This is a genomic window from Neoalteromonas facilis (assembly GCF_002807665.1).
Lineage (GTDB): Bacteria > Pseudomonadota > Gammaproteobacteria > Enterobacterales > Alteromonadaceae > Alteromonas_E > Alteromonas_E facilis.
Window position 1 is genome coordinate 1,308,585 of sequence record NZ_PEAY01000001.1, and the last position, 19,938, is coordinate 1,328,522.

At 45.8% G+C, this 19,938-nt stretch carries 16 protein-coding genes; 7 read left to right on the forward strand and 9 right to left on the reverse strand.

What is annotated here, in order from left to right:
- Window positions 1-3: 3 nt before the first annotated feature.
- The 4 genes from ccmD to ccmA are packed head-to-tail and all read right to left on the reverse strand — an operon-like array spanning window position 4 to window position 2,286.
- Window positions 4-216 carry a heme exporter protein CcmD gene (ccmD, locus tag CSH93_RS05995; RefSeq protein WP_100642261.1) on the reverse strand — a complete coding sequence of 71 codons (213 nt, stop codon included), beginning with the start codon at window positions 214-216 and terminating at the stop codon, window positions 4-6.
- Window positions 217-218: 2 nt separating this feature from the next.
- Window positions 219-983, reverse strand: a complete 765-nt coding sequence (locus CSH93_RS06000) for a heme ABC transporter permease (RefSeq protein ID WP_100642262.1) — start codon at window positions 981-983, stop codon at window positions 219-221.
- Window positions 983-1,654 carry a heme exporter protein CcmB gene (ccmB, locus tag CSH93_RS06005; protein ID WP_100642263.1) on the reverse strand — a complete coding sequence of 224 codons (672 nt, stop codon included), beginning with the start codon at window positions 1,652-1,654 and terminating at the stop codon, window positions 983-985. Before ccmB ends, CSH93_RS06000 begins: the two co-directional genes overlap by 1 nt.
- The gene (gene ccmA, locus CSH93_RS06010) at window positions 1,651-2,286 is read right to left on the reverse strand and encodes a cytochrome c biogenesis heme-transporting ATPase CcmA (RefSeq protein ID WP_338063494.1); all 636 of its coding nucleotides are present in this window, start codon (window positions 2,284-2,286) and stop codon (window positions 1,651-1,653) included. The genes ccmB and ccmA overlap by 4 nt, the downstream gene beginning before the upstream one ends.
- Window positions 2,287-2,529: 243 nt before the next feature.
- Between ccmA and CSH93_RS06015 the strand changes: the two genes are divergently transcribed.
- On the forward strand, window positions 2,530-4,698 hold the full coding sequence (locus tag CSH93_RS06015; RefSeq protein WP_100642264.1) for a hypothetical protein: 2,169 nt from the start codon (window positions 2,530-2,532) through the stop codon (window positions 4,696-4,698).
- A gap of 1 nt (window position 4,699) precedes the next feature.
- The gene (locus tag CSH93_RS06020) at window positions 4,700-5,020 is read left to right on the forward strand and encodes an EscU/YscU/HrcU family type III secretion system export apparatus switch protein (protein WP_100642265.1); all 321 of its coding nucleotides are present in this window, start codon (window positions 4,700-4,702) and stop codon (window positions 5,018-5,020) included.
- Window positions 5,021-5,210: 190 nt separating this feature from the next.
- Here the strand turns inward: CSH93_RS06020 and recA are convergent, their stop codons facing one another.
- Both recA and CSH93_RS06030 read right to left on the reverse strand, forming a co-directional pair.
- On the reverse strand, window positions 5,211-6,242 hold the full coding sequence (gene recA, locus CSH93_RS06025; RefSeq protein WP_100642266.1) for a recombinase RecA: 1,032 nt from the start codon (window positions 6,240-6,242) through the stop codon (window positions 5,211-5,213).
- A 111-nt stretch (window positions 6,243-6,353) separates the two neighbouring features.
- Entirely contained in the window at window positions 6,354-6,863 is a 510-nt protein-coding gene (locus CSH93_RS06030; RefSeq protein WP_100642363.1) for a CinA family protein, read from the reverse strand.
- A 63-nt stretch (window positions 6,864-6,926) separates the two neighbouring features.
- Between CSH93_RS06030 and mutS the strand changes: the two genes are divergently transcribed.
- From mutS to CSH93_RS06055, 5 genes are all read left to right on the forward strand, one after another.
- The gene (mutS, locus tag CSH93_RS06035; RefSeq protein ID WP_240615488.1) at window positions 6,927-9,524 is read left to right on the forward strand and encodes a DNA mismatch repair protein MutS; all 2,598 of its coding nucleotides are present in this window, start codon (window positions 6,927-6,929) and stop codon (window positions 9,522-9,524) included.
- 152 nt (window positions 9,525-9,676) lie between these two features.
- Window positions 9,677-11,308: a CTP synthase gene (locus tag CSH93_RS06040; protein WP_100642267.1), complete on the forward strand. Its 1,632-nt coding sequence runs from the start codon at window positions 9,677-9,679 to the stop codon at window positions 11,306-11,308.
- Between the two features lie 15 nt (window positions 11,309-11,323).
- The gene (eno, locus tag CSH93_RS06045; RefSeq protein ID WP_100642268.1) at window positions 11,324-12,616 is read left to right on the forward strand and encodes a phosphopyruvate hydratase; all 1,293 of its coding nucleotides are present in this window, start codon (window positions 11,324-11,326) and stop codon (window positions 12,614-12,616) included.
- Window positions 12,617-12,698: 82 nt separating this feature from the next.
- Window positions 12,699-13,376: a hypothetical protein gene (locus CSH93_RS06050; protein WP_100642270.1), complete on the forward strand. Its 678-nt coding sequence runs from the start codon at window positions 12,699-12,701 to the stop codon at window positions 13,374-13,376.
- Window positions 13,377-13,668: 292 nt separating this feature from the next.
- Window positions 13,669-14,334: a YoaK family protein gene (locus CSH93_RS06055; RefSeq protein WP_100642271.1), complete on the forward strand. Its 666-nt coding sequence runs from the start codon at window positions 13,669-13,671 to the stop codon at window positions 14,332-14,334.
- A gap of 35 nt (window positions 14,335-14,369) precedes the next feature.
- Here CSH93_RS06055 and CSH93_RS06060 read toward each other — a convergent pair whose 3' ends face one another.
- The 3 genes from CSH93_RS06060 to CSH93_RS06070 all read right to left on the reverse strand — a co-directional run bounded on the left by CSH93_RS06060 (window position 14,370) and on the right by CSH93_RS06070 (window position 19,474).
- Window positions 14,370-15,080, reverse strand: a complete 711-nt coding sequence (locus CSH93_RS06060; protein WP_100642272.1) for a glutathione S-transferase family protein — start codon at window positions 15,078-15,080, stop codon at window positions 14,370-14,372.
- A gap of 171 nt (window positions 15,081-15,251) precedes the next feature.
- Window positions 15,252-16,334: an efflux RND transporter periplasmic adaptor subunit gene (locus CSH93_RS06065; RefSeq protein ID WP_100642273.1), complete on the reverse strand. Its 1,083-nt coding sequence runs from the start codon at window positions 16,332-16,334 to the stop codon at window positions 15,252-15,254.
- Window positions 16,335-16,348: 14 nt separating this feature from the next.
- Window positions 16,349-19,474, reverse strand: a complete 3,126-nt coding sequence (locus CSH93_RS06070) for an efflux RND transporter permease subunit (RefSeq protein ID WP_100642275.1) — start codon at window positions 19,472-19,474, stop codon at window positions 16,349-16,351.
- Between the last annotated feature and the right edge of the window lie 464 nt (window positions 19,475-19,938).

Genomic DNA, 19,938 nt, shown 5'->3' on the forward strand with positions numbered 1-19,938 from the left:
CGTCTACCCTTCTTTACTTTTTTGATTACTTCTTGCAGCTGCAATGCGCTGCTTGCGAGCTTGTTCACTCACAATGAGATTAAGTAGCTTGTTACGTGCCATATGGCTTTCAATCACGATTAGCGCCATAGCGATAGCCGTTACACCGAATGACAACCACACAAAAAATGCATAACCGCCCATGGCAAAAAATTCACTGAAACTATTAAATTGCACAGCTAACCTCTTTCACTGGTTATGTTTGATTGAACACCTTTCACTTCGTTCAATACCCATGGTCGGTTTATTTCACGACGTAAAATCTCATTTTTCATTCTGACCAAGGTCACTGCGCCAACAAATGCGGCAAAACCTAATATATTGATCAGCAACGGCCACAACATTTCTGCGGCAATTGAAGGTGTATCGAATTTGGTAATGGTGGCGCCTTGATGCAAGGTATTCCACCACTCAACAGAGTAGTGAATAATGGGTACATTGATAACGCCAACCAATGCCATAACACCGGCTGCTTTACCGGCTTGTTGCTTGTCTTCAAATGCCGCGTATAACGCCATAACGCCAAAGTACAAAAACAACAAGATTAATTCTGAGGTTAAGCGTGCATCCCAAATCCACCAGGTACCCCACATTGGCTTACCCCATGCAGCGCCGGTAAACAAGGCGACAAAAGTCATCACCGCGCCCACTGGCGCCATTGCAATCATGGCCATATATGCTGTTCGCCATTGCCAAATCATGCCGACGGCCGCCGCAATAGCCATTGCCACATAGGTTCCCATCGATAACATAGCGCTAGGCACATGAATATAGATAATCCGAAATGAATCACCTTGTTGATAATCTGCAGGCGCGAAGGCTAACCCCCATATCGTGCCAATAACCAGAGTGACAACCGCCGTGATCGAAAACCACGGTAACAGGGTTGAACATAATTGATACGCACGTTCAGGTTTTGCGTAGGGATGTAACCATTTCCACATTAGTTCAAACTCACTTTAACGGCGTAACTGATAGCAAAAGGTGTTAAAGCCATAGCAAACAACAACAATGCTCCAATAAACGCCAATTGAGAAAAATACGGTAGTTGCATTGAGGCCGCCTCAATAGCAGATGTTGCAAAGATTAACAGCGGGATAAATAAAGGGATCAGAAGTAAAGACAACAATACGCCGCCGCGATTGAGTCCCATGGTTAATCCCACAGCGATTGCACCAACCAAACTGATAAGTGGAGTACCTATAGCTAACGTAGCCAGCAGTGCCCAATACATATCCTGGGTCAAATTTAAAAACATGGCTAACAACGGTGACACAATGACCAAAGGCACAAATGAGACCAACCAATGGCAACCAACCTTTATTGCCATCAACCCCGCCATAGAAGCATCGGTTAACGTGAGTTGCTCAAGCCAACCCTGCTGAAAATCATCTCTAAACAAACGCTCCATACCCAATAGTGATGACAAAATCGCCGCGACCCAGATCACACCAGGGCCTATTCGCTGCAAAATGTCTGGGGATGGACCCACACCTAAAGGAAATAAACTTATCACCAGAACGAAGAAGACCAAGGGTTGAACCAACTCAGACTTTTGTCTAAAGGCAAGAGTAAACTCGCGACGCCACATAGCGCTGTACGGACTGATGATCATATTCGATACTCCAAGTCCAGCGTCTTGTTCTGCTTTACGTGCTGCAAGGTTTGATGAGATGTTAACAGCACACTTCCACCATTCTCGGTAAAAGACTTGATGTGTAACTCAACCAACTCAATGCCATGTACGTCCAATGCTGTAAAGGGTTCATCCAAAACCCAAAGTAATGCTTCTGGCTTTAGCCATAATCTCGCCAGCGCTACACGGCGATTTTGACCCGCTGATAGCTGCACGCATGGTATATCTTCCAGGCCCACTAACCCTAATGTAGCGAGCACATCGTAAACTCTTTCTGGTGCCACCTTGATCCCGTGTTGTGCGCACCAGAATTGGCAATTTTCAAAAGCTGAAGCGTGTGGATCGACTGCTGATTTATGACCGATATAGATCAATTCGCGTGCGTATGAACGTTTTACACTGGCATCAGATATCGACGCGCCATTGAACAACACATCGCCATTTTGCGGCTGATGAAAACCTACCAATGTACGCAATAAACTGGTCTTTCCCGCCCCATTTTGGCCGGTTAAATACACTAGTTCACCAGAGGCTATCTCGAAACTAAGCGTTTCGAATAATACTCTATCTCGACGAACACAGGTGAGTTCGACTGCGCGTAAACGTGGCAACAAAATGTCCTTAGTGGTTGAGCGTTGATTCATACTAAATAAATTGCGCGGAAGTCTATCATATTTGCATGTGAGGACACGCATCCTATTGGTCATTTTATCTGAATTATTTAACAGAAAAACGTTATCTTTCTGCATTTTGCTAACAAAGCTAGTCATGCATTCATGAATACGCATTTGCCACAACAAAGATGCAAACTAGAGTACAATTAATTTATCAGTGCTCAAGCCGATACAATTGACATGCAAGAGTTAAATTTACAGAACCTCGTTTCTTCACTGGCCTCATTGACCAGTAAAAGTGCTGTCTCTGCCGCTCAATTGTCAACGCCTGTCGCTTTAAGCCCAATCGTCATCCAAAGTAACAATGCGCAATTACAAGTGACTGACTCAAAAGGGCGCACGCTGTTCGACCTCTTGCCTAAAGCAGGCATTACAACAGGCAGCGCACAAGCAGCTCTGTCTTCAACAGGTGATGCCGTCATCATTACAACAGAGCAAAAACAGTTGTTTAGTGCTCGGATATCACTGCAGCAACAACAGACACTCCTTAATGCACTCAGTTCCCAACCAAGTGTTACGAAACTAATTGGTAGCGAGTTTACCTCACCTCAATTGCGCCAAGCTCAAGTTGTTTCAATACAAGGTCAGACAATTCAGTTACAACTGCAACCACCATTGGGTAAATTAAGCGAAGTGACCGTGCAGTGGCCATCAACCAATGTGCCACTGAAAACGGGTCAGGTCGTAAATACTGAATTACAGCAAGCAGGTAATAAATGGGTTGCTAAGATCCTAATTGCACAAACAGCGCCACAAAAAACTACAGATGCGTCTAACAATGAACTCTCATCCCAGTTACAAAAACCATCGACCGTAACACCGCCTTCAAGCAACGAGTCTGCGATCCCCACAAATAGCAAAGCCGTAATTGCGCCAATTGCGATTGATGCTCGAACTGCACAAACTGTTTTACCGCAATTAAGCACCACCGGTATCCCTGCAGCGTTGACAAAAAGCATCACAGATGCGCTAGCTACCATTTTAAAACCTGAAGTTTTGCAGTTGCTTAAACAAGGTACGGAGACTGCTGGATTACAAACCTCCTTAAAATTAGATCAACGTCAACAATTGGCGATTAACATCACCCTGCCTTTAATAAAGCAGGCAGTTACGCAATCGCTTCCGTCACTCACACCAGAGCAAAGACTCGCCATAAGCGACTTGCCAAAATTGGCTCCTCAGATTGAGAAGCAGCTAAGTAAGTTCTTTAATCTTTCAGACAAGCAACAACAATTATTTGCTCAATCTATTCAGCGCTTCCCCGCTGATAGTGCGCTGAGCAAGTTAGGAAATACGCATATTGCGTCACCGATACACGAGACTCCGATTGGAAAAACGGCAACATCGAACACAAGTGTAGAATCCATAAGTGCCAATTCAAGTGGTAAAACAGTGCCGCCTGAGCTGGTGCAGCAAATACAGCAAGCGATTAAACATCATTTTATTAATGCTGATTCTTCAACTCAGAATGCACAACAATTACAACAAGTGTTGACACAACTGGGTCAACGAATAGAGCCAGCCTATAAAGACGTAATACAGCACATTAGCCAAGCATTAAGACCGTTAACTACACCGCAACCGGATGCCAACCAGCTGCAACAACTACTGCAAATGCCTGCGCTGCCTATTAGCAGTCAGGCGATTTCACAAATAGCGCCCAGCAACAATTTGGTATCTGGTCTGATAACGCTGTTGCAATTGAGTCTCGCAAGCCGCAGTGGGCGTAGTATTAATGCTGCACAACAACGAGTAGGGCAATTACTACAAAGTTTGCAGCAAAGTTTGGGGCAATCGCCTGCGGGAAATGCTCAAGCCCCTGTGAATACAGCACCTCCAGTTGCTAGAAGCGCACAGGAATTTACCCAAATAGAACAGCGTCAGCAGTTGCTAAGAACACTTAGCAAAACTCTGAGTCAACACGGTTACAGCAAACTCAGTCAAAGTGACACGACAATTCAAGGTCAAGACAGTTTGTTTTATTCTCTACCGTCAACGGCGCAAAGCGGTACTCGCGATACTGAGCTACTGATACGCAGGGAAAGCCAATCGCCGGACAAAAAGAAAAAGTCCGGTACCGGCCAACATGTATGGCACCTCACGATGCTTATGAATATCGGAGATTATGGTGACGTGCTGTGTAAGTGCAAGCTGCAAGAATCAGCGCTAAATCTTAATCTGTATACCAGTACAGAGGGGCTCAAGACGCGTATCCTTGAATTTCTGCCAGCATTGCGCAAACGCTTGGACGCATTAGGTCTTGAAATGACGCCGCCGACTTGCCAGTTAGGCGCTGTGCCTGACAGTTTGCGCTCAAAACCCTATCAACTACTTCAGACGCAGGTGTAACGTGAAAAAGGGCAGTAAAGCGTTCAAGCGCGCAGTCGGGCTTAAATACAATAGTGCAGAAAAAGGCGCAGCTCCGGAAGTTATTGCAAAAGGCTTTGGCGAGCTAGCAGAAGAAATTATCGCTGTGGCCAAGCAAAATGATGTCATGATCCACGAAGATCGGTACTTATCAGAATTTTTGAGTACATTAGACTTAGGCCAGGAAATTCCAGAGCAGCTCTATTACGTCATTGCTGAGCTAATTGCATTCTCTTATATCCTTCAAGGCAAAACACCACCCAGTTGGAAGTCAAACGACCCATCGATTGATGTCAATGCGTAAGTTCTTATAACCGTTAGCAAACTATAGCCACTTACATTAATACACCAGTGCTCTTGTTTGCTTTTGCTTTTGCTTTTGCTTTTGCTTTTGCTTTTGCTTTTGCTTTTATGACATCGAAAAATATTAAGCTCAAATAAAAAAGCCGCATCGTTCCTGATGCGGCTAAAAAAAGCTAGGGAGCTTTTAAAACTTATTCTTCAGCTGGCGCTAATGCTTCGTCTGTTGCTTTCGTTTTTGGCAACAACAATTCAGTACGAATACGTGTTTCTAATTCAGCTGAGATCTCTGGGTTATCTTTCAAGAATCTAACCACGTTGGCTTTACCTTGACCAATTCGGTTTCCATTGTAGCTATACCAAGCGCCCGCCTTTTCAACCATTTTTTGTTGAACACCAAGGTCAATTAATTCCGCTTCTTTGGAAATTCCCTGACCATACAGAATCTGGAATTCTGCTTGTTTAAATGGCGGTGCAACCTTGTTTTTAACCACTTTAACGCGCGTTTCATTACCAACCACTTCATCACCCTCTTTGATCGAACCGATACGACGGATATCCAATCGAACAGAAGAGTAGAATTTAAGCGCATTACCGCCAGTTGTGGTTTCAGGGTTACCAAACATAACGCCAATCTTCATACGAATTTGGTTAATGAAAATACACAAGGTATTCGAACGTTTGATATTAGCCGTTAACTTACGCAGCGCCTGAGACATCAAACGCGCTTGAAGACCCACGTGAGAATCTCCCATGTCCCCTTCAATTTCGGCTTTTGGCGTCAGCGCTGCCACCGAGTCAACAATCACCACATCAACGGCACCTGAGCGCACTAACATGTCACAAATTTCAAGCGCTTGCTCACCGGTATCCGGCTGTGACACCAATAGATCATCAATATTCACGCCTAATTTTTCAGCGTAAATAGGATCAAGTGCGTGCTCTGCATCTACGAACGCACAGGTTTTACCTTTCTTCTGAGCTTCTGCAATTACTTGCAACGTTAACGTGGTTTTACCGGATGATTCAGGCCCGTAAATTTCAACAACACGCCCACATGGCAAACCACCAATTCCCAATGCAATATCGATGCTCAACGATCCTGTTGAAATCGCTTCGATGTCCATGGCTTGGTTGTCACCAAGGCGCATGATTGCACCTTTACCAAATTGCTTTTCTATTTGACCAAGAGCAGCGCTCAGTGCGCGGGATTTGTTGTCATCCACGAAGGTGATCCTCTTATGTATTGAATCGGAATAAATACTGTATACTTATGCAGTATACTGTTTAAGTATACAGTTACAAGTCTTTTTTTGAATTATGCAGGATGCGTCCAGCTAATCAACTAGGCGTTCGATCAGAAATGCTAACGCAAAACAAATCGCTTGTCGTCTAACTTGACCGCGATCACCACTAAATTGTTGAGCAACAAGCCATTCTTTTTTATCGACGGAAAATCCAAACCACACTAAGCCGACGGGCTTATCCTCGCTGCCACCGCCAGGGCCTGCGATCCCAGTAACGCTTATTGCCACTTCTGACCCTGACCCCTTGATAACGCCAGCCAACATTTCACTCGCGGTTTCTTTGCTGACGGCCCCCACGCTCGCTAAGGTTTCAGGCGAAACGTCCAGCGCATCGACCTTAGCTTCATTTGCATAGGTCACCCAACTACGATCAAACCAAGCAGAACTTCCAGCCACGCTCGTAATCGCGTAAGCTATGCCTCCGCCTGTGCATGATTCAGCACAGGATATGTGTTTGTTCGCCGATTCAAGCAAATGTCCTAACTGTTCAGCCAAGGCCTCGATGTCGCCATAACTTGGGTCCAACGTTAGTGTTAACATGTGATCTACATGGGGCGATGAATTCATAAATGTTTACCAATAAGAATCGATACAACCGCTAGTATGCCGTCGAACAAACCTGCAACTCAACCACAATCCTTCGCGGGCCACACGCCCATGATGCAACAATACCTGCGCATAAAGTCAGAGCACAAAGATTCGCTGTTATTTTACCGCATGGGGGATTTTTATGAGTTGTTTTATGACGATGCCAAGCGAGCGGCTCAATTACTCGATATTTCCCTTACCGCTCGTGGTAAATCAGGTGGCGATCCGATCCCGATGGCAGGTGTTCCCTACCATGCCGTAGAGGGCTATCTAGCCAAGTTAGTTAAATTAGGGGTTTCAGTTGCGATTTGCGAGCAAGTAGGAGACCCCGCCACCAGCAAAGGGCCCGTTGAACGGCAAGTACAACGAATTGTCACGCCAGGCACACTGACCGATGAAGCCTTGCTGGATGACCGTAAAGAAAATTTGCTGGTCGGCGTTTGCCATCTGAACAATCAATTTGGCATCGCATCATTAGATTTATCGACGGGCCGTTTCAGTTTATGTTGCTCTCAAGATGAAAGTGCATTTAAAGCCGATCTAGCACGCTTAGCACCTGCCGAAATCCTCTACTCTGAAGACTTTGATTTTGCCCATATCGTTGCGGATATGCGCGGCGCTCGCCGTCGTCCGGTTTGGGAATTTGAACAGCAAAGTGCTTTTGAACAACTCACATCACAATTTGGCACCGCTGATCTAAGCGGTTTTGGCGTAGACAGTACTCACAATGCGTTAGGTGCGGCGGGTTGCGTTTTACAATATGTTCGGGATACACAACGCAGCGCATTGCCCCATATTCAATCGATTATTATTGAAAACCCTGAGCACTGGATCCAGCTCGATGAAGCCACACGTAAAAACCTCGAAATATCCGTGAGTTTAAGTGGTAGCAGAGAAAACACCGTACTATCAGCAATAGACACAACGGCTACTGCAATGGGAAGTCGCCTATTATCGCGTTGGCTACACCATCCGATTACGGATAAACATACGTTAACGGAACGCCAACAGTCGATTGCCAGCCTTATTGCAGCGGATGAAGTGCTTACGCCGTTGTTGAAACAAATTGGTGATATAGAACGCATCATCTCGCGTTTGGCTTTGCGCTCTGCGCGTCCGCGCGATTTTGCGCGTCTGCGAGAGGCGATGATTGCCTTTCCTGCATTAGTAGATCATCTCTCTCGTAGTACAGAGAATCATCCATCAAGCGGACTTTCTCGCTTGAGTAGTGCGTGTCTTGGCTTCGATGATGCCAAAGCACTCTTGACGAACGCCATAGTTGATAATCCGCCAGTCGTCATTCGTGATGGCGGCGTAATTGCCCCGGGGTATAGCGCGGAACTCGATGAATTGCGTGATCTAGCAGACGGTGCAACCCAGTTTTTACAAGAACTAGAAGAGCGTGAAAAAGCACGAACCGGTATTAGCTCATTAAAAGTGGGCTACAACAAAGTACATGGCTTCTTTATTGAAATTGGCAAAGCATCCAGTGCTCAGGTACCTGCTGATTATATTCGTCGACAAACGCTGAAAAACAATGAACGCTACATCGTTCCTGAATTAAAAGCTCACGAAGATAAAGTGTTAACCAGCCAAAGCCGCGCCTTGGCGCTGGAAAAGCAGTTGTATGAACAATTATTCGATTTGCTACTACCTCAACTGGCTGACTTTATTCAGTGCGCACAAGCGGTCGCTCAAATAGATGTACTGCACTGTTTGGCTGAGCGCGCCACTACGCTCGACTATCATCCACCAGCGTGGGTGTCAGACACCAGCATAAACTACGACAATGGTCGACATCCTGTTGTAGAGCAGGTTATGCAGGAGCCTTTTATCGGCAATCCACTTAGCATGCACGATAAGCGGCAAATGTTAGTCATCACTGGCCCCAATATGGGCGGTAAAAGTACCTATATGCGTCAAACAGCATTGATCGTGTTGCTTGCACACATTGGCTCCTATGTACCTGCAGAAAATGCAAAGATCGGCGAAATTGACCGCATATTCACTCGTATAGGCGCATCAGATGATCTTGCGTCAGGACGCTCGACCTTTATGGTTGAAATGACGGAAACCGCGAATATTCTGCATAACGCAACGCCGCGTAGCTTAGTGCTGATGGATGAAATTGGCCGTGGCACCAGTACCTTTGACGGCTTGTCGCTAGCATGGGCAACAGCGAGCTATTTGGCGAATAAAGTAGGCGCGCTAACACTTTTTGCCACGCACTACTTTGAATTAACCCAATTGGCAGAACAATTTAAAAACGTGGTCAACGTGCATGTGAGCGCAATAGAGCACAACGATACTATTCGCTTTATGCACAGCATTCATGATGGTGCCGCTAGCCAAAGCTACGGTCTACATGTTGCACAGCTCGCTGGCGTGCCCAAAAGCGTAATTTCGGCCGCCAAACACAAGTTAAAGCAACTTGAGACTGACTCTATTGCGACAGAAAACGGCACAACAGCCAACGTATCGGTCCCCGAACAAGTCCCGATGTTTGATACGCATCCAGCGATTGACGCTTTAAACGCTATTGATCCCAACGAGATGACGCCGCGTCAGGCACTCGATGCGTTGTTTCGACTACAACAGTTAAGCAAACAATAACGAAAAAAAGCACCGCTAACTCGCTACAGATTGATTGTGTCTGTAGCGCTTTCTGCGTATACTATTGCGCCGTCCGCTACACAAAGCCCAATCGAGTCATTCGGGTGAGTGAGTGGCAAAAGCCTGTTCAATCTCTAAGCCTTAGGTTTCGCATGACACATTATATTTTCGTCACTGGTGGTGTTGTATCATCACTTGGAAAAGGTATTGCCGCTGCCTCATTAGCCGCTATTCTTGAAGCGCGTGGTCTAAACGTTACCATGCTCAAACTAGACCCTTACATTAATGTGGATCCGGGCACCATGAGCCCAATCCAACACGGTGAGGTATTCGTTACGGATGACGGCGCTGAAACCGATCTTGATCTTGGACACTATGAGCGTTTCATTCGCACCCGCATGACCAAGCGAAACAATTTCACCACAGGTCGTGTTTATGAGGAAGTAATCAAACGCGAACGCCGCGGTGACTATCTCGGCGCTACGATCCAGGTAATTCCACATATCACTAACGAAATTAAGCGCCGCATTATTGCAGGTGCGGAAGGCAGTGACATTGCTATTGTTGAAATCGGCGGCACGGTAGGTGACATTGAGTCACAACCGTTCCTTGAAGCCATTCGTCAGTTAGGCACTGAGATTGGCCGCGAACGTGCGATGTATATGCACCTTACACTAGTGCCTTATATGCCGGCTTCAGGCGAAGTGAAAACTAAACCGACTCAACACTCAGTTAAAGAGCTACGCTCTATCGGTATTCAGCCAGATATATTAGTGTGTCGTTCAGTCAACGCACTGCCTGCTAATGAGCGTTCTAAAATAGCCCTGTTCACTAACGTTAACGACAAAGCGGTTATTTCATTAAAAGACGTTGACAGCATCTACCGAATTCCTGCCGCGCTAAAAGCGCAAGGCATGGACTCTCTGGTTGTTGATCGCTTCGGTTTAACATGCCCAGAAGCAGATTTAACAGAATGGGAACAGGTTCTTTACGCAGAATCTAACCCAACAGGTGAAGTCACTATTGGTATGGTCGGTAAATACGTTGAATTACCGGATGCCTATAAGTCTGTTAACGAAGCACTAAAACATGCCGGTTTGAAAAACCGACTAACCGTTAATATTAAACATATCGATTCACAAGATGTAGAAAGTAAAGGCACGCAAATCCTAGAAAACATGGATGCGATCCTTGTACCAGGCGGATTTGGCGAGCGCGGTATTGAAGGTAAAATTGCAGCGGTGAAATACGCCCGCGAAAATAAAGTACCGTATTTAGGCATTTGCTTAGGAATGCAGGTCGCACTAGTAGAGTACGCGCGGAATGTCGTTGGCATGGAAAACGCCAACAGCACCGAATTTGATCCTGAAACACCTTATCCAGTTGTGGGTTTGATCACAGAATGGTTGGATGCAGATGGACAAAAAGAATTCCGCGATGACAACTCAGATTTAGGTGGCACCATGCGTCTAGGTAGTCAGTTGTGCCACTTGATCCCTGGCAGTAAAGTCCATCAGTTATACGGCAGTGATGAAATTTTCGAACGTCATCGCCACCGCTATGAAGTGAACAATACGCTGCGCGATAAAATCGAAGGCGCCGGTTTAGTTGTCAGTGGTTTGTCCACAGACAAACGTCTTGTAGAAGTCATTGAAATTCCGGATCATCCTTGGTTCGTAGCAGGTCAGTTCCACCCTGAATTCACCTCTACACCACGAGATGGCCACCCATTATTTACCGGATTCGTCGCTGCTGCTGGCGAATACCAAAAAAAACATCATTAATTAGGAGAATTCAGCATGGCAACCATTAGTCGTATCATCGGACGTGAAATTCTAGATTCACGTGGAAACCCAACGGTTGAAGCTGACGTTTATTTGGAATCAGGTGCAATGGGTCGCGCGGCGGCACCATCAGGCGCATCAACAGGTTCACGCGAAGCGTTAGAATTGCGTGACGGCGACAAAAACCGCTACTTAGGTAAAGGTGTCACAAAAGCGGTTAACGCTATCAATGATTCTATTGCAGGTGCCTTGATAGGTATGGATGCAGCTGACCAACGCGCAATCGATAACGCAATGATTACGCTAGACGGCACAGAAAATAAGGAAGTATTAGGCGCCAACGCTATTTTAGCGGTATCGCTAGCGGTTGCAAAAGCACAAGCCGCAGAACGTAAAGTGCCTTTGTTCCAGCATATCGCCACATTGAACGGCACTGAAGGTCAATATTCCATGCCTGTACCGATGATGAACATCATCAATGGCGGTGAGCATGCTGATAATAACGTTGATATTCAAGAGTTCATGGTTCAGCCTGTCGGCGCAAAAAACTTTGCCGAAGCGTTGCGCATGGGTGCTGAAATATTCCACTCATTGAAGAAAGTATTGAATGCAAAAGGCCTAAACACTGCTGTGGGTGATGAAGGCGGATTCGCCCCCAACTTAGCATCAAACGAAGAAGCTCTTTCAGTGATCGTTGAAGCAGTAGAGAACGCTGGATATCAAATGGGTAGTGATATCACGCTAGCACTTGATTGTGCCGCATCAGAATTCTACAAAGACGGCGTTTATGATCTATCTGGTGAAGGTAAGCAATTTGACTCAGAAGGCTTTGGTGATTACCTAGCTGATTTGTCGAAGCGTTACCCTATCGTATCGATTGAAGATGGGTTAGATGAAAGCGATTGGGATGGCTGGAGTAGCTTAACCAAGAAAATTGGCGACTCAGTCCAACTAGTAGGCGACGACCTTTTTGTTACCAACACCAAAATCCTAAAACGTGGGATCGATAACGGCGTAGGCAACTCAATCCTAATCAAATTCAACCAGATTGGTTCATTGAGTGAAACATTAGACGCTATCAAGATGGCGAAAGATGCGGGTTACACGGCAGTTATTTCACACCGTAGCGGTGAAACTGAAGATGCAACCATCGCCGATCTAGCCGTAGGTACAGCCGCCGGTCAAATCAAGACAGGCTCACTGTGTCGTTCCGATCGTGTAGCTAAATACAACCAATTGCTTCGAATTGAAGAGTTATTGGGTGAAAATGCACCGTATAAAGGCCGCAGCGAAATAAAAGGTCAATAATTTCCGCGATTATTACTTGATGATAGCCTGCTTGTAAGGCAGGCTATCAAGATCCGAAACATCTCCGCAATGCGCGGCCAATATGACTAGCTCTGATCAACCACCTCAAACCGATATTTTTGCTCAAATCAGCGAACACCCCTTGTTTGCCGATGTTTGCAATGCATTGTATGAGCGGGAGTTGATGGTATTGGCACAGCAAGGCCCCGGCCAAGCCGCTTTAATGCGACGCAAATTGGGTGGGTTGTCACATCATGTGAAACGTGCCGCCGAGTATTTAGTTAATAATCCCACACCACTTGATGTCGATGCGCACAACGGTTCATGGCGCAACAAACAAGCGACAAAGAATCCAGCAAACACTATTACTGCTGAACAAATACAACAGTGGTTTGAGAAAAAAGCGAGTATCGGATTACCGGTGTGCGTGAATGTCACTCACTATGATCACCAGCACTTAGAACTGGATTGTGTCGATCGGATCCAAGTCGAAAACCAAACCCTACACCTAAATCGTTTTGGCTGGTTTTCATTTGATGGCGCATACGTAGATGATTCTGCTCACAAGAAGATCCTAGAAGCGACAGAGCTCACTTTGACATTACCGAATAAACGTACAATGTCAGCAGCATGCGCAGGGCATTGCTGGAATCACAAAGGCAAACTCGCGCCACGCACACTGACCCTCAGAGAGTTATTGCTTAGCACTTTGATCGACTGGAAAACGTTTACCTATTCAGGCAAGCCTTTATATATTTAAAGTAAGTGCGTTTGCACCACCGCTCTAACTGTTTAAGCATTACCCACCTAGTCATCAGTTCAAGCCTGTAGAAGCCCTCTGTATTGCCAGACTATGAGGCAACATAATATTTCAGGGAATATTGGGCTAAAGTCTTATCATGTCTGATAGTATTTTCGACGTAAGCTAACAAACTCAAACATGTTGTCGTTTGCTCTAAGGCGACAACACGAACACCTTTCATAGAAACTGAGTGATTTACGATATAACGGTTAAAAGCATTGGCTCTCTGTAGCCGAATAAGGAAAACAAAGTGATAACCCAACTACCCAAATGGGTTGAAATAGGTGCATTCACATTGGCTCTTGTTGCCGGTATCGTCAATGCGGTTGGATTGCTGGGTTTTGAACACCAATCGGTTTCGCATGTGTCGGGCTCTGCAACCATTTTCGGTACGCAGCTGTTATCCGCAAATTCTCAAATGCTTGTGCATCTAATGGGAGTGTTGTTGTCCTTTTTGCTTGGTGCTGCACTTGCCGGTGTAATCCTGCATGGCTCTTCGCTCAAGTTCGGACGGCATTATGACAGTGCGTTACTGATTGAAGCATTGCTGCTGTTAGTGTCACTCTGGCTGCTTTCCAATGGATCATTTTACGGGCACTTTTTCGCTTCTGCTGCTTGTGGCCTGCAAAACGCACTCGCCACCACATACAGTGGCGCCATCATACGCACAACTCATTTGACCGGCATTTTTACCGATCTCGGTATTATGCTTGGGGCGTTTATCCGGGGGGAAGCCTTTGATAAACGTAAAGGCATATTGTTTCTTATTATTATTGTGGGGTTTATTCTAGGCGGTAGCGCCGGTGCCTACCTATTTGCACATCTGCAATTTATGGCACTGCTGGTACCGGCAATGATTTGTTTTATTATGGCAATTATCTATCGCCTATACGCTAATGCACAAGGCGCAAGCTAGTCTAGCAAAGCTATTATGAAAACTGAGTAGGCATATTAACTGTTTTTGTGCTGCCTGAGATCACTGAGCAAAGTGCCATGCAGATAGCATTCATGCTCGTGCTCTGCATCCACCCATGGCTCTTCAATAGCAGATGCTTTCCACGCTTGCATGTCAGGTAAATCCAACAAACGCTCCACATAGCCCATAGAACCTTCACTGAGTATTAAACCGTAACTTTTGATACGAAAGGCCACCGGGGCAAAAAACGCATCCACTGCGCTAAATTTGGCACCGGCTAAATAAGGCCCTTTAAACTTGCTTAGGCCCTCTTGCCATAAACTGTCTAGACGCTTGATATCTTTGGTCAATCCTTCAGGAATCGAATGCAAAGACACCTCTACGCTGCAATTCATTGGGCAAATATTGCGAAGATTAGAAAAGCCAGAATGCATTTCTGCGGTGGCACAACGCGCCCAATTTCTAGCCACTGCGTCATCAGGCCACACATGAGGAAACCTCTCAGCCAAGTATTCGGTTATCCCCAACGAATCCCACGAGACAATATCACCATCAAGAAGACAAGGAACTAAACCCGATGGCGTAGTGTTTTCAAATTGAGGGGCTCCAGTCGATGGCCCAAACGCATGTAATTTCTCAGTAAACGGAATATTTAATGCTCGCATAAGGATCCAAGGTCGCAATGACCAGGATGAGTAATTTTTATTGGCTATCACTAAAACTAGGTTTGATTGTGTATCTTGCATAATGTGTTTTATCCAGATCCATGGGAGCTTTCATTCTACCTGAAAACTACGTGCCAAATAATCACGTCAAAAATTGAATTGCATAAGAAGCCGAACAAAAAAGCTCTAAGTAAGCGAACATTAGTTTACGGCGCCTCAACCCTCAGCAACTGAGGCGCCAAATCAACACAATTACGAAACGCTTTGAATGGTCACTTCTTGCCCTTCACTTAAACGTTCAGCACCGCGCACAGCGATTTTATCGCCTGCTTCAAGTAGCTTACCTTCTTCAGCTGGACTAACTTCGACCCACTGCCCTTCGCCTTTACCGACTCGCACGGGGATATGGTGGGCTTTATTTTCGCTATCAATTTTCACCACATGAGTGCCGTCACGACGGATAATCAATGCATCTCGATTAATAAGAGTAACCTCTTCACGTTTGGTCACCGGTAGCACTACGTCAACCAACTGACCACTGGCCCATTTGGTTTGATTGTCCAAGTCGATCTTAGCTCGGATTTCAAAGGTTTGTGAACGCGCATCAGTAGCAGGAATAACCGCTGAAATAAGTGCTTGCGATTGTTGCACGTGGGTAAACTCATCGCTGGCTATCGACATTTCTTGGCCTAATGATACAAACGGCAAATACTTGATCGGCACATAAAGCTGAACTTCCAGATTATCTATATCTAAGAATCGTACTAAAGGTTCAGCTCGACTGACCTCTCGGCCAGATAACTGATATCGACTACTGACGACTCCATCAAAGGGTGCCCGAACAGTTGTCCTGTCGAGCCTATCTGCCAGTTGCTGCAACCGAATTTTCGCCAGCTCAATGTCTGACTTCGCCATATCCAATTGATTCTGGGTTGAATCAATTTGGCTTTGTGCTGCAGCATCCGTTCTGGCTAGCGACATCAAGCGGGATAATTCCTTTTGTTGAAATTTAACATTCAATTCCGCGCGACGGATCAACGCCTCTTGCTCTGCGTGTTGAAGCTGAACCGGTAATCGGTCAATCTGCGCCACCGCCTCGCCCTTCTCGACAAACTGGCCAGGCTCAGCCACATAAATCAATTGGCCAGCAGCACCTGCGGTCAAATCAACATCATTGTGTCCAAACACAGTGCCATGTACTTTTACATTAGTGGTTAATGGTGCCTGCTGCACCGTTTCCACTTTAACTGGTACTTTAATCTCTTGTGCAAGTGCCGTGGCTGAGATCTGTGTCATAAATAGTGCAGTGGCCATCACATGGGTAAACTTATTCATTGAGGTACTCCCTGTTAATTCGTTACGTTAGAAGCACGTACAGTAAATACTGAACTTGCACTGGATTCGTTGTGAACGGACTGTTTTTTATTTCCCAACAACAACAGGCTGGGCATTAAAATAAGGGTGAAAATAGCACTCACAGCCATCCCCCCAACAATTACGGTGGCAAGTCCACGATATATTTCAGAACCAACACCTGGCATTGCCATCAGCGGCAACATGCCAAACAAACTGGTTAATGTACTCAGGTAAACCGGGCGAGCACGGATTTGAACCGCCTGCTCAACAGCTTGTGTACGGCTTAAGCCTTGCCTTTCAGCGGTACGTGTTTGATCGACCAGGAGGATGGCATTATTAACCACTAGCCCCAACAAAATGATGAAGCCAATCATGGTCAGTAGATCAAGTGACTGGAAGGTGAATAAATTCAAGAACGCCAGCGCCAATACGCCACCACCAATGGCGAGCGGCATAATGAGCAACACCAATAGACTATCTTTGGCTGATTTAAACAGTGCTGTCATCAGCAAGAACAAAATAAATAAGGCTAAGAAGAAGTTGATGGTCATTTCCTCTATCGCCGAATCCATTTGCTCTGCATTACCACCCAAAATAACGCTCGCATCTCCGGGTAACATTGCCTTAATTTCAGGTAACACCTGCGTTGCCAAGATTTGTTGTGCTTGTTGCAAGCTCATATCGGCGGGCGGTGTAACGTCAATCGAAATGGTCCGTTTCCCATTCACACGACGCAATTGAGCGGGTCCTACAGTACGCTGAATATCGGTTAACTCGCCAATGGTTTGGATACCCGCGTCTTGTGTGTAAATGGGTAGTTCGGCCAGCTGCTCTGGCGTTTGCCAACGCTGCGAACGCAAAATAACGTTCATACGCTCGTTGCCATCGAAATATTCGCTGACAAACATACCACTCGTAAACGCTTGCACGGCCCGCGCCACATCGCGTCGGTTCAAACCGGCTTGGGTTATTCTGCGATCATCCGGGTTTAAGCGTAATTCTGGCTCAGCCATATCTAACGAAGGTTGTGGCCTCGCCATCGCGCCGGGCATCACTTCATTCACTTTGCCTAAACCCACTCGTGCAACATCGATTAAGGCTTCAAGATCAGAGCCAATTAAATCAATGCTCAAAGTACGCCCGTCGCCACCGTTGTTAACCCGGATCATCGAGCCTCTGAATAAGAAGGCTTGCGTATCCGGTAAGCCTGCGAACACTTCGTTGCGCACCACATCCATTAATTCTTCAACACGAGTCGGATCGTCTGAGTAAATAAAACCACCCGCATTCGATCCAAAGGCATAGAAGTTAAAGTCTTTGATTTTAGGAAGTTTTTCACCTTTGTAATATGGCATTAAACGTTCTTTTACACGACTCGCCACTTCTTCTTCCATGTAGCCTAGGTTGCCGCCCGGAGGCGTAATAATGCTATAGAAGAAACCATCCGTAGGTGCGCGCGGCATAAAGTCTGTTTGCGGCAAAAATAACACAGTGACCAACGCAGAGCCGGCGAGCAAACCGCTGACCCAGCCCCATTGTTTCCATCGTGTATTAGTCAACTTCATAACCAAGCGGGTTAAGCGCTGCCAATAATTGGAAAAGGGATCCGCCACACTGTGGCTTTTTAGGAGATATTTGCTGGCGATGGGGATGATAGTGATTGCCGACACAAATGAAGCGATGACCGATATCGCCAAGGTTAAGGCTAAATCAGAAAACAACTGGCCTTCGATGCCAGCCATAAACAGTATCGGAAGGAATATCGCAACGCTTGTCGCGGTTGATGCGAATAGTGCACCACTGACTTGCGTAGCACCTTTTAATACCGCTTTTTTATCATCAAAGCCTTCACTACGAAGCCTCGATATATTCTCCTGCACAATAATGGCAGCATCCAATACCAAACCTACTGAAAACGCCAATCCTGCTAGCGACACTACATTTAATGAACGATCAAACAAACTCAGCGCAAGAAAAGCCACCATAAGTGAAACAGGTATTGTGCTGGCAATCAGCAATGTTGGGCCAACACCTCTGAAGAACAGGTAAAGAATGCCCAACGCCAAGGCAACACCAAGGCCTAAGTTACTTTTCACCAGATCGAGGGCATTACGAATATGAACAGAAGCGTCAAAGCTCAATTCAATCGCCAAACCTTCACTGGCTAGAGCGCCTTCATTGAGCTCTTTTATTGCTTGATTAATGCCGTCCAGTACTGCAACAGTGTTTGAGTCATTGGTTCTGGAAATCGTAATATAGTAGGCGGATTTACCATTTCTCAATGTCATGCCAAAACGGTCTGACAACGTATTCTCAACCGTTGCTATATCACGCAGATAAATCGGACGATTCTGGCTGTAGCCGACACGCATATCCGCAATGTTTTCAGGCGAATACTTACCCGTGAAGCGCACTGTATATTGACGTCGACCAACATCGGCTACGCCACCTGATACATCGGTTGCTGTTGACAAGGTATTGGCAATTTGACCAATTGATATACCAAGCGATGCGGCTTTATAAGGGTCAAATGTCACGCGTAGTTCACGTGGTCTTTGACTCGCCATATTAACCCCAGCCACGCCTGGCACTCTGGCAAGTCGTGGTTGAACGATGTCATCAATGGCTTTTTGGTACTGCGCCATATCCAGCGTATCAATATCGGTCGTCGGCACGACTAACAGTGATGCTGCCGCAAGACCTCCACCACCAGCACCTGGGTTTCCGCCCCCCGCGGTTACAATCGGATCAAATGCGTCCAACGGTAGCGGCGGAGCCTGATTAAGGCTTGTTAGCACGTCTAACATGGCTTGCTGCATGTCTGCGCCAACCGCAAATGTAAGGTTGATGACACCATTACCGCGGTTGATTTGCGTATTAACTTCCAATGCTCCTGGAGTGTTTTTGACCGCATTTTCCAGTGGTTCAATGATCACAGACTCAATTTCCTCAGGTGCGGCTTGTCGCCACCCAGAAAATATGGTGATTTGCGGTTGTTCAATTGTCGGCGTCAGCTGGATGGGTAATTTGAAAATACTCATGGCGCCAAACAACACGACCAAGGTGAGTATCACCAAAACACTGGCAGGACTTTTTAAAGAGGTTCGAGTTAAATTCATAAGCAGGGCAATTCTCGATTAAACTGCCCATAGTTTAGTGAGTGAAAAACAATAAAAGAACCGCCGAAACCGCTCAAAACAGGGCTTTGAGACGAAGTACAAGTTCAAGCCGACCAACGACTCAATTATTAATATCTTGTAACATTTATGGTGGACGTGGTCTGTACTAACGAAAGGTTCAAAAGCCAGATAACTAACAAAACCACAATAGACGTTAGTCCCCTCTCTACTTGTATACTCACTTACATACCAACCAAAAAGAAGAAACGTGATGTAAAAGTCATTTTCTGGAAGTTCTACAGACCCACTTTAAAAAAGTGTTTACTCACCCAGGATAATGAATAAAAGTATTGCCGCATTAAATTAACATCTTTCGCTACCAATATAATCAAAAGTTATATTGAGCATTGTAAACAATGGTTGCCTATCGATGCGTTAGTTTGTAAAGTGCAAGTAAGCAACAT

What these genes read in the sequence shown, in the direction of transcription:
- eno (WP_100642268.1), top strand. Translation starts at nt 11,324, where the DNA reads ATGGCAACCATTAGTCGTATCATCGGACGTGAAATTCTAGATTCACGT.
- CSH93_RS06000 (WP_100642262.1), bottom strand. Translation starts at nt 983, where the DNA reads ATGTGGAAATGGTTACATCCCTACGCAAAACCTGAACGTGCGTATCAA.
- mutS (WP_240615488.1), top strand. Translation starts at nt 6,927, where the DNA reads ATGCCGTCGAACAAACCTGCAACTCAACCACAATCCTTCGCGGGCCAC.
- CSH93_RS06015 (WP_100642264.1), top strand. Translation starts at nt 2,530, where the DNA reads ATGCAAGAGTTAAATTTACAGAACCTCGTTTCTTCACTGGCCTCATTG.
- CSH93_RS06050 (WP_100642270.1), top strand. Translation starts at nt 12,699, where the DNA reads ATGACTAGCTCTGATCAACCACCTCAAACCGATATTTTTGCTCAAATC.
- ccmB (WP_100642263.1), bottom strand. Translation starts at nt 1,654, where the DNA reads ATGATCATCAGTCCGTACAGCGCTATGTGGCGTCGCGAGTTTACTCTT.
- CSH93_RS06030 (WP_100642363.1), bottom strand. Translation starts at nt 6,863, where the DNA reads ATGTTAACACTAACGTTGGACCCAAGTTATGGCGACATCGAGGCCTTG.
- CSH93_RS06060 (WP_100642272.1), bottom strand. Translation starts at nt 15,080, where the DNA reads ATGCAAGATACACAATCAAACCTAGTTTTAGTGATAGCCAATAAAAAT.
- CSH93_RS06065 (WP_100642273.1), bottom strand. Translation starts at nt 16,334, where the DNA reads ATGAATAAGTTTACCCATGTGATGGCCACTGCACTATTTATGACACAG.
- CSH93_RS06070 (WP_100642275.1), bottom strand. Translation starts at nt 19,474, where the DNA reads ATGAATTTAACTCGAACCTCTTTAAAAAGTCCTGCCAGTGTTTTGGTG.
- CSH93_RS06040 (WP_100642267.1), top strand. Translation starts at nt 9,677, where the DNA reads ATGACACATTATATTTTCGTCACTGGTGGTGTTGTATCATCACTTGGA.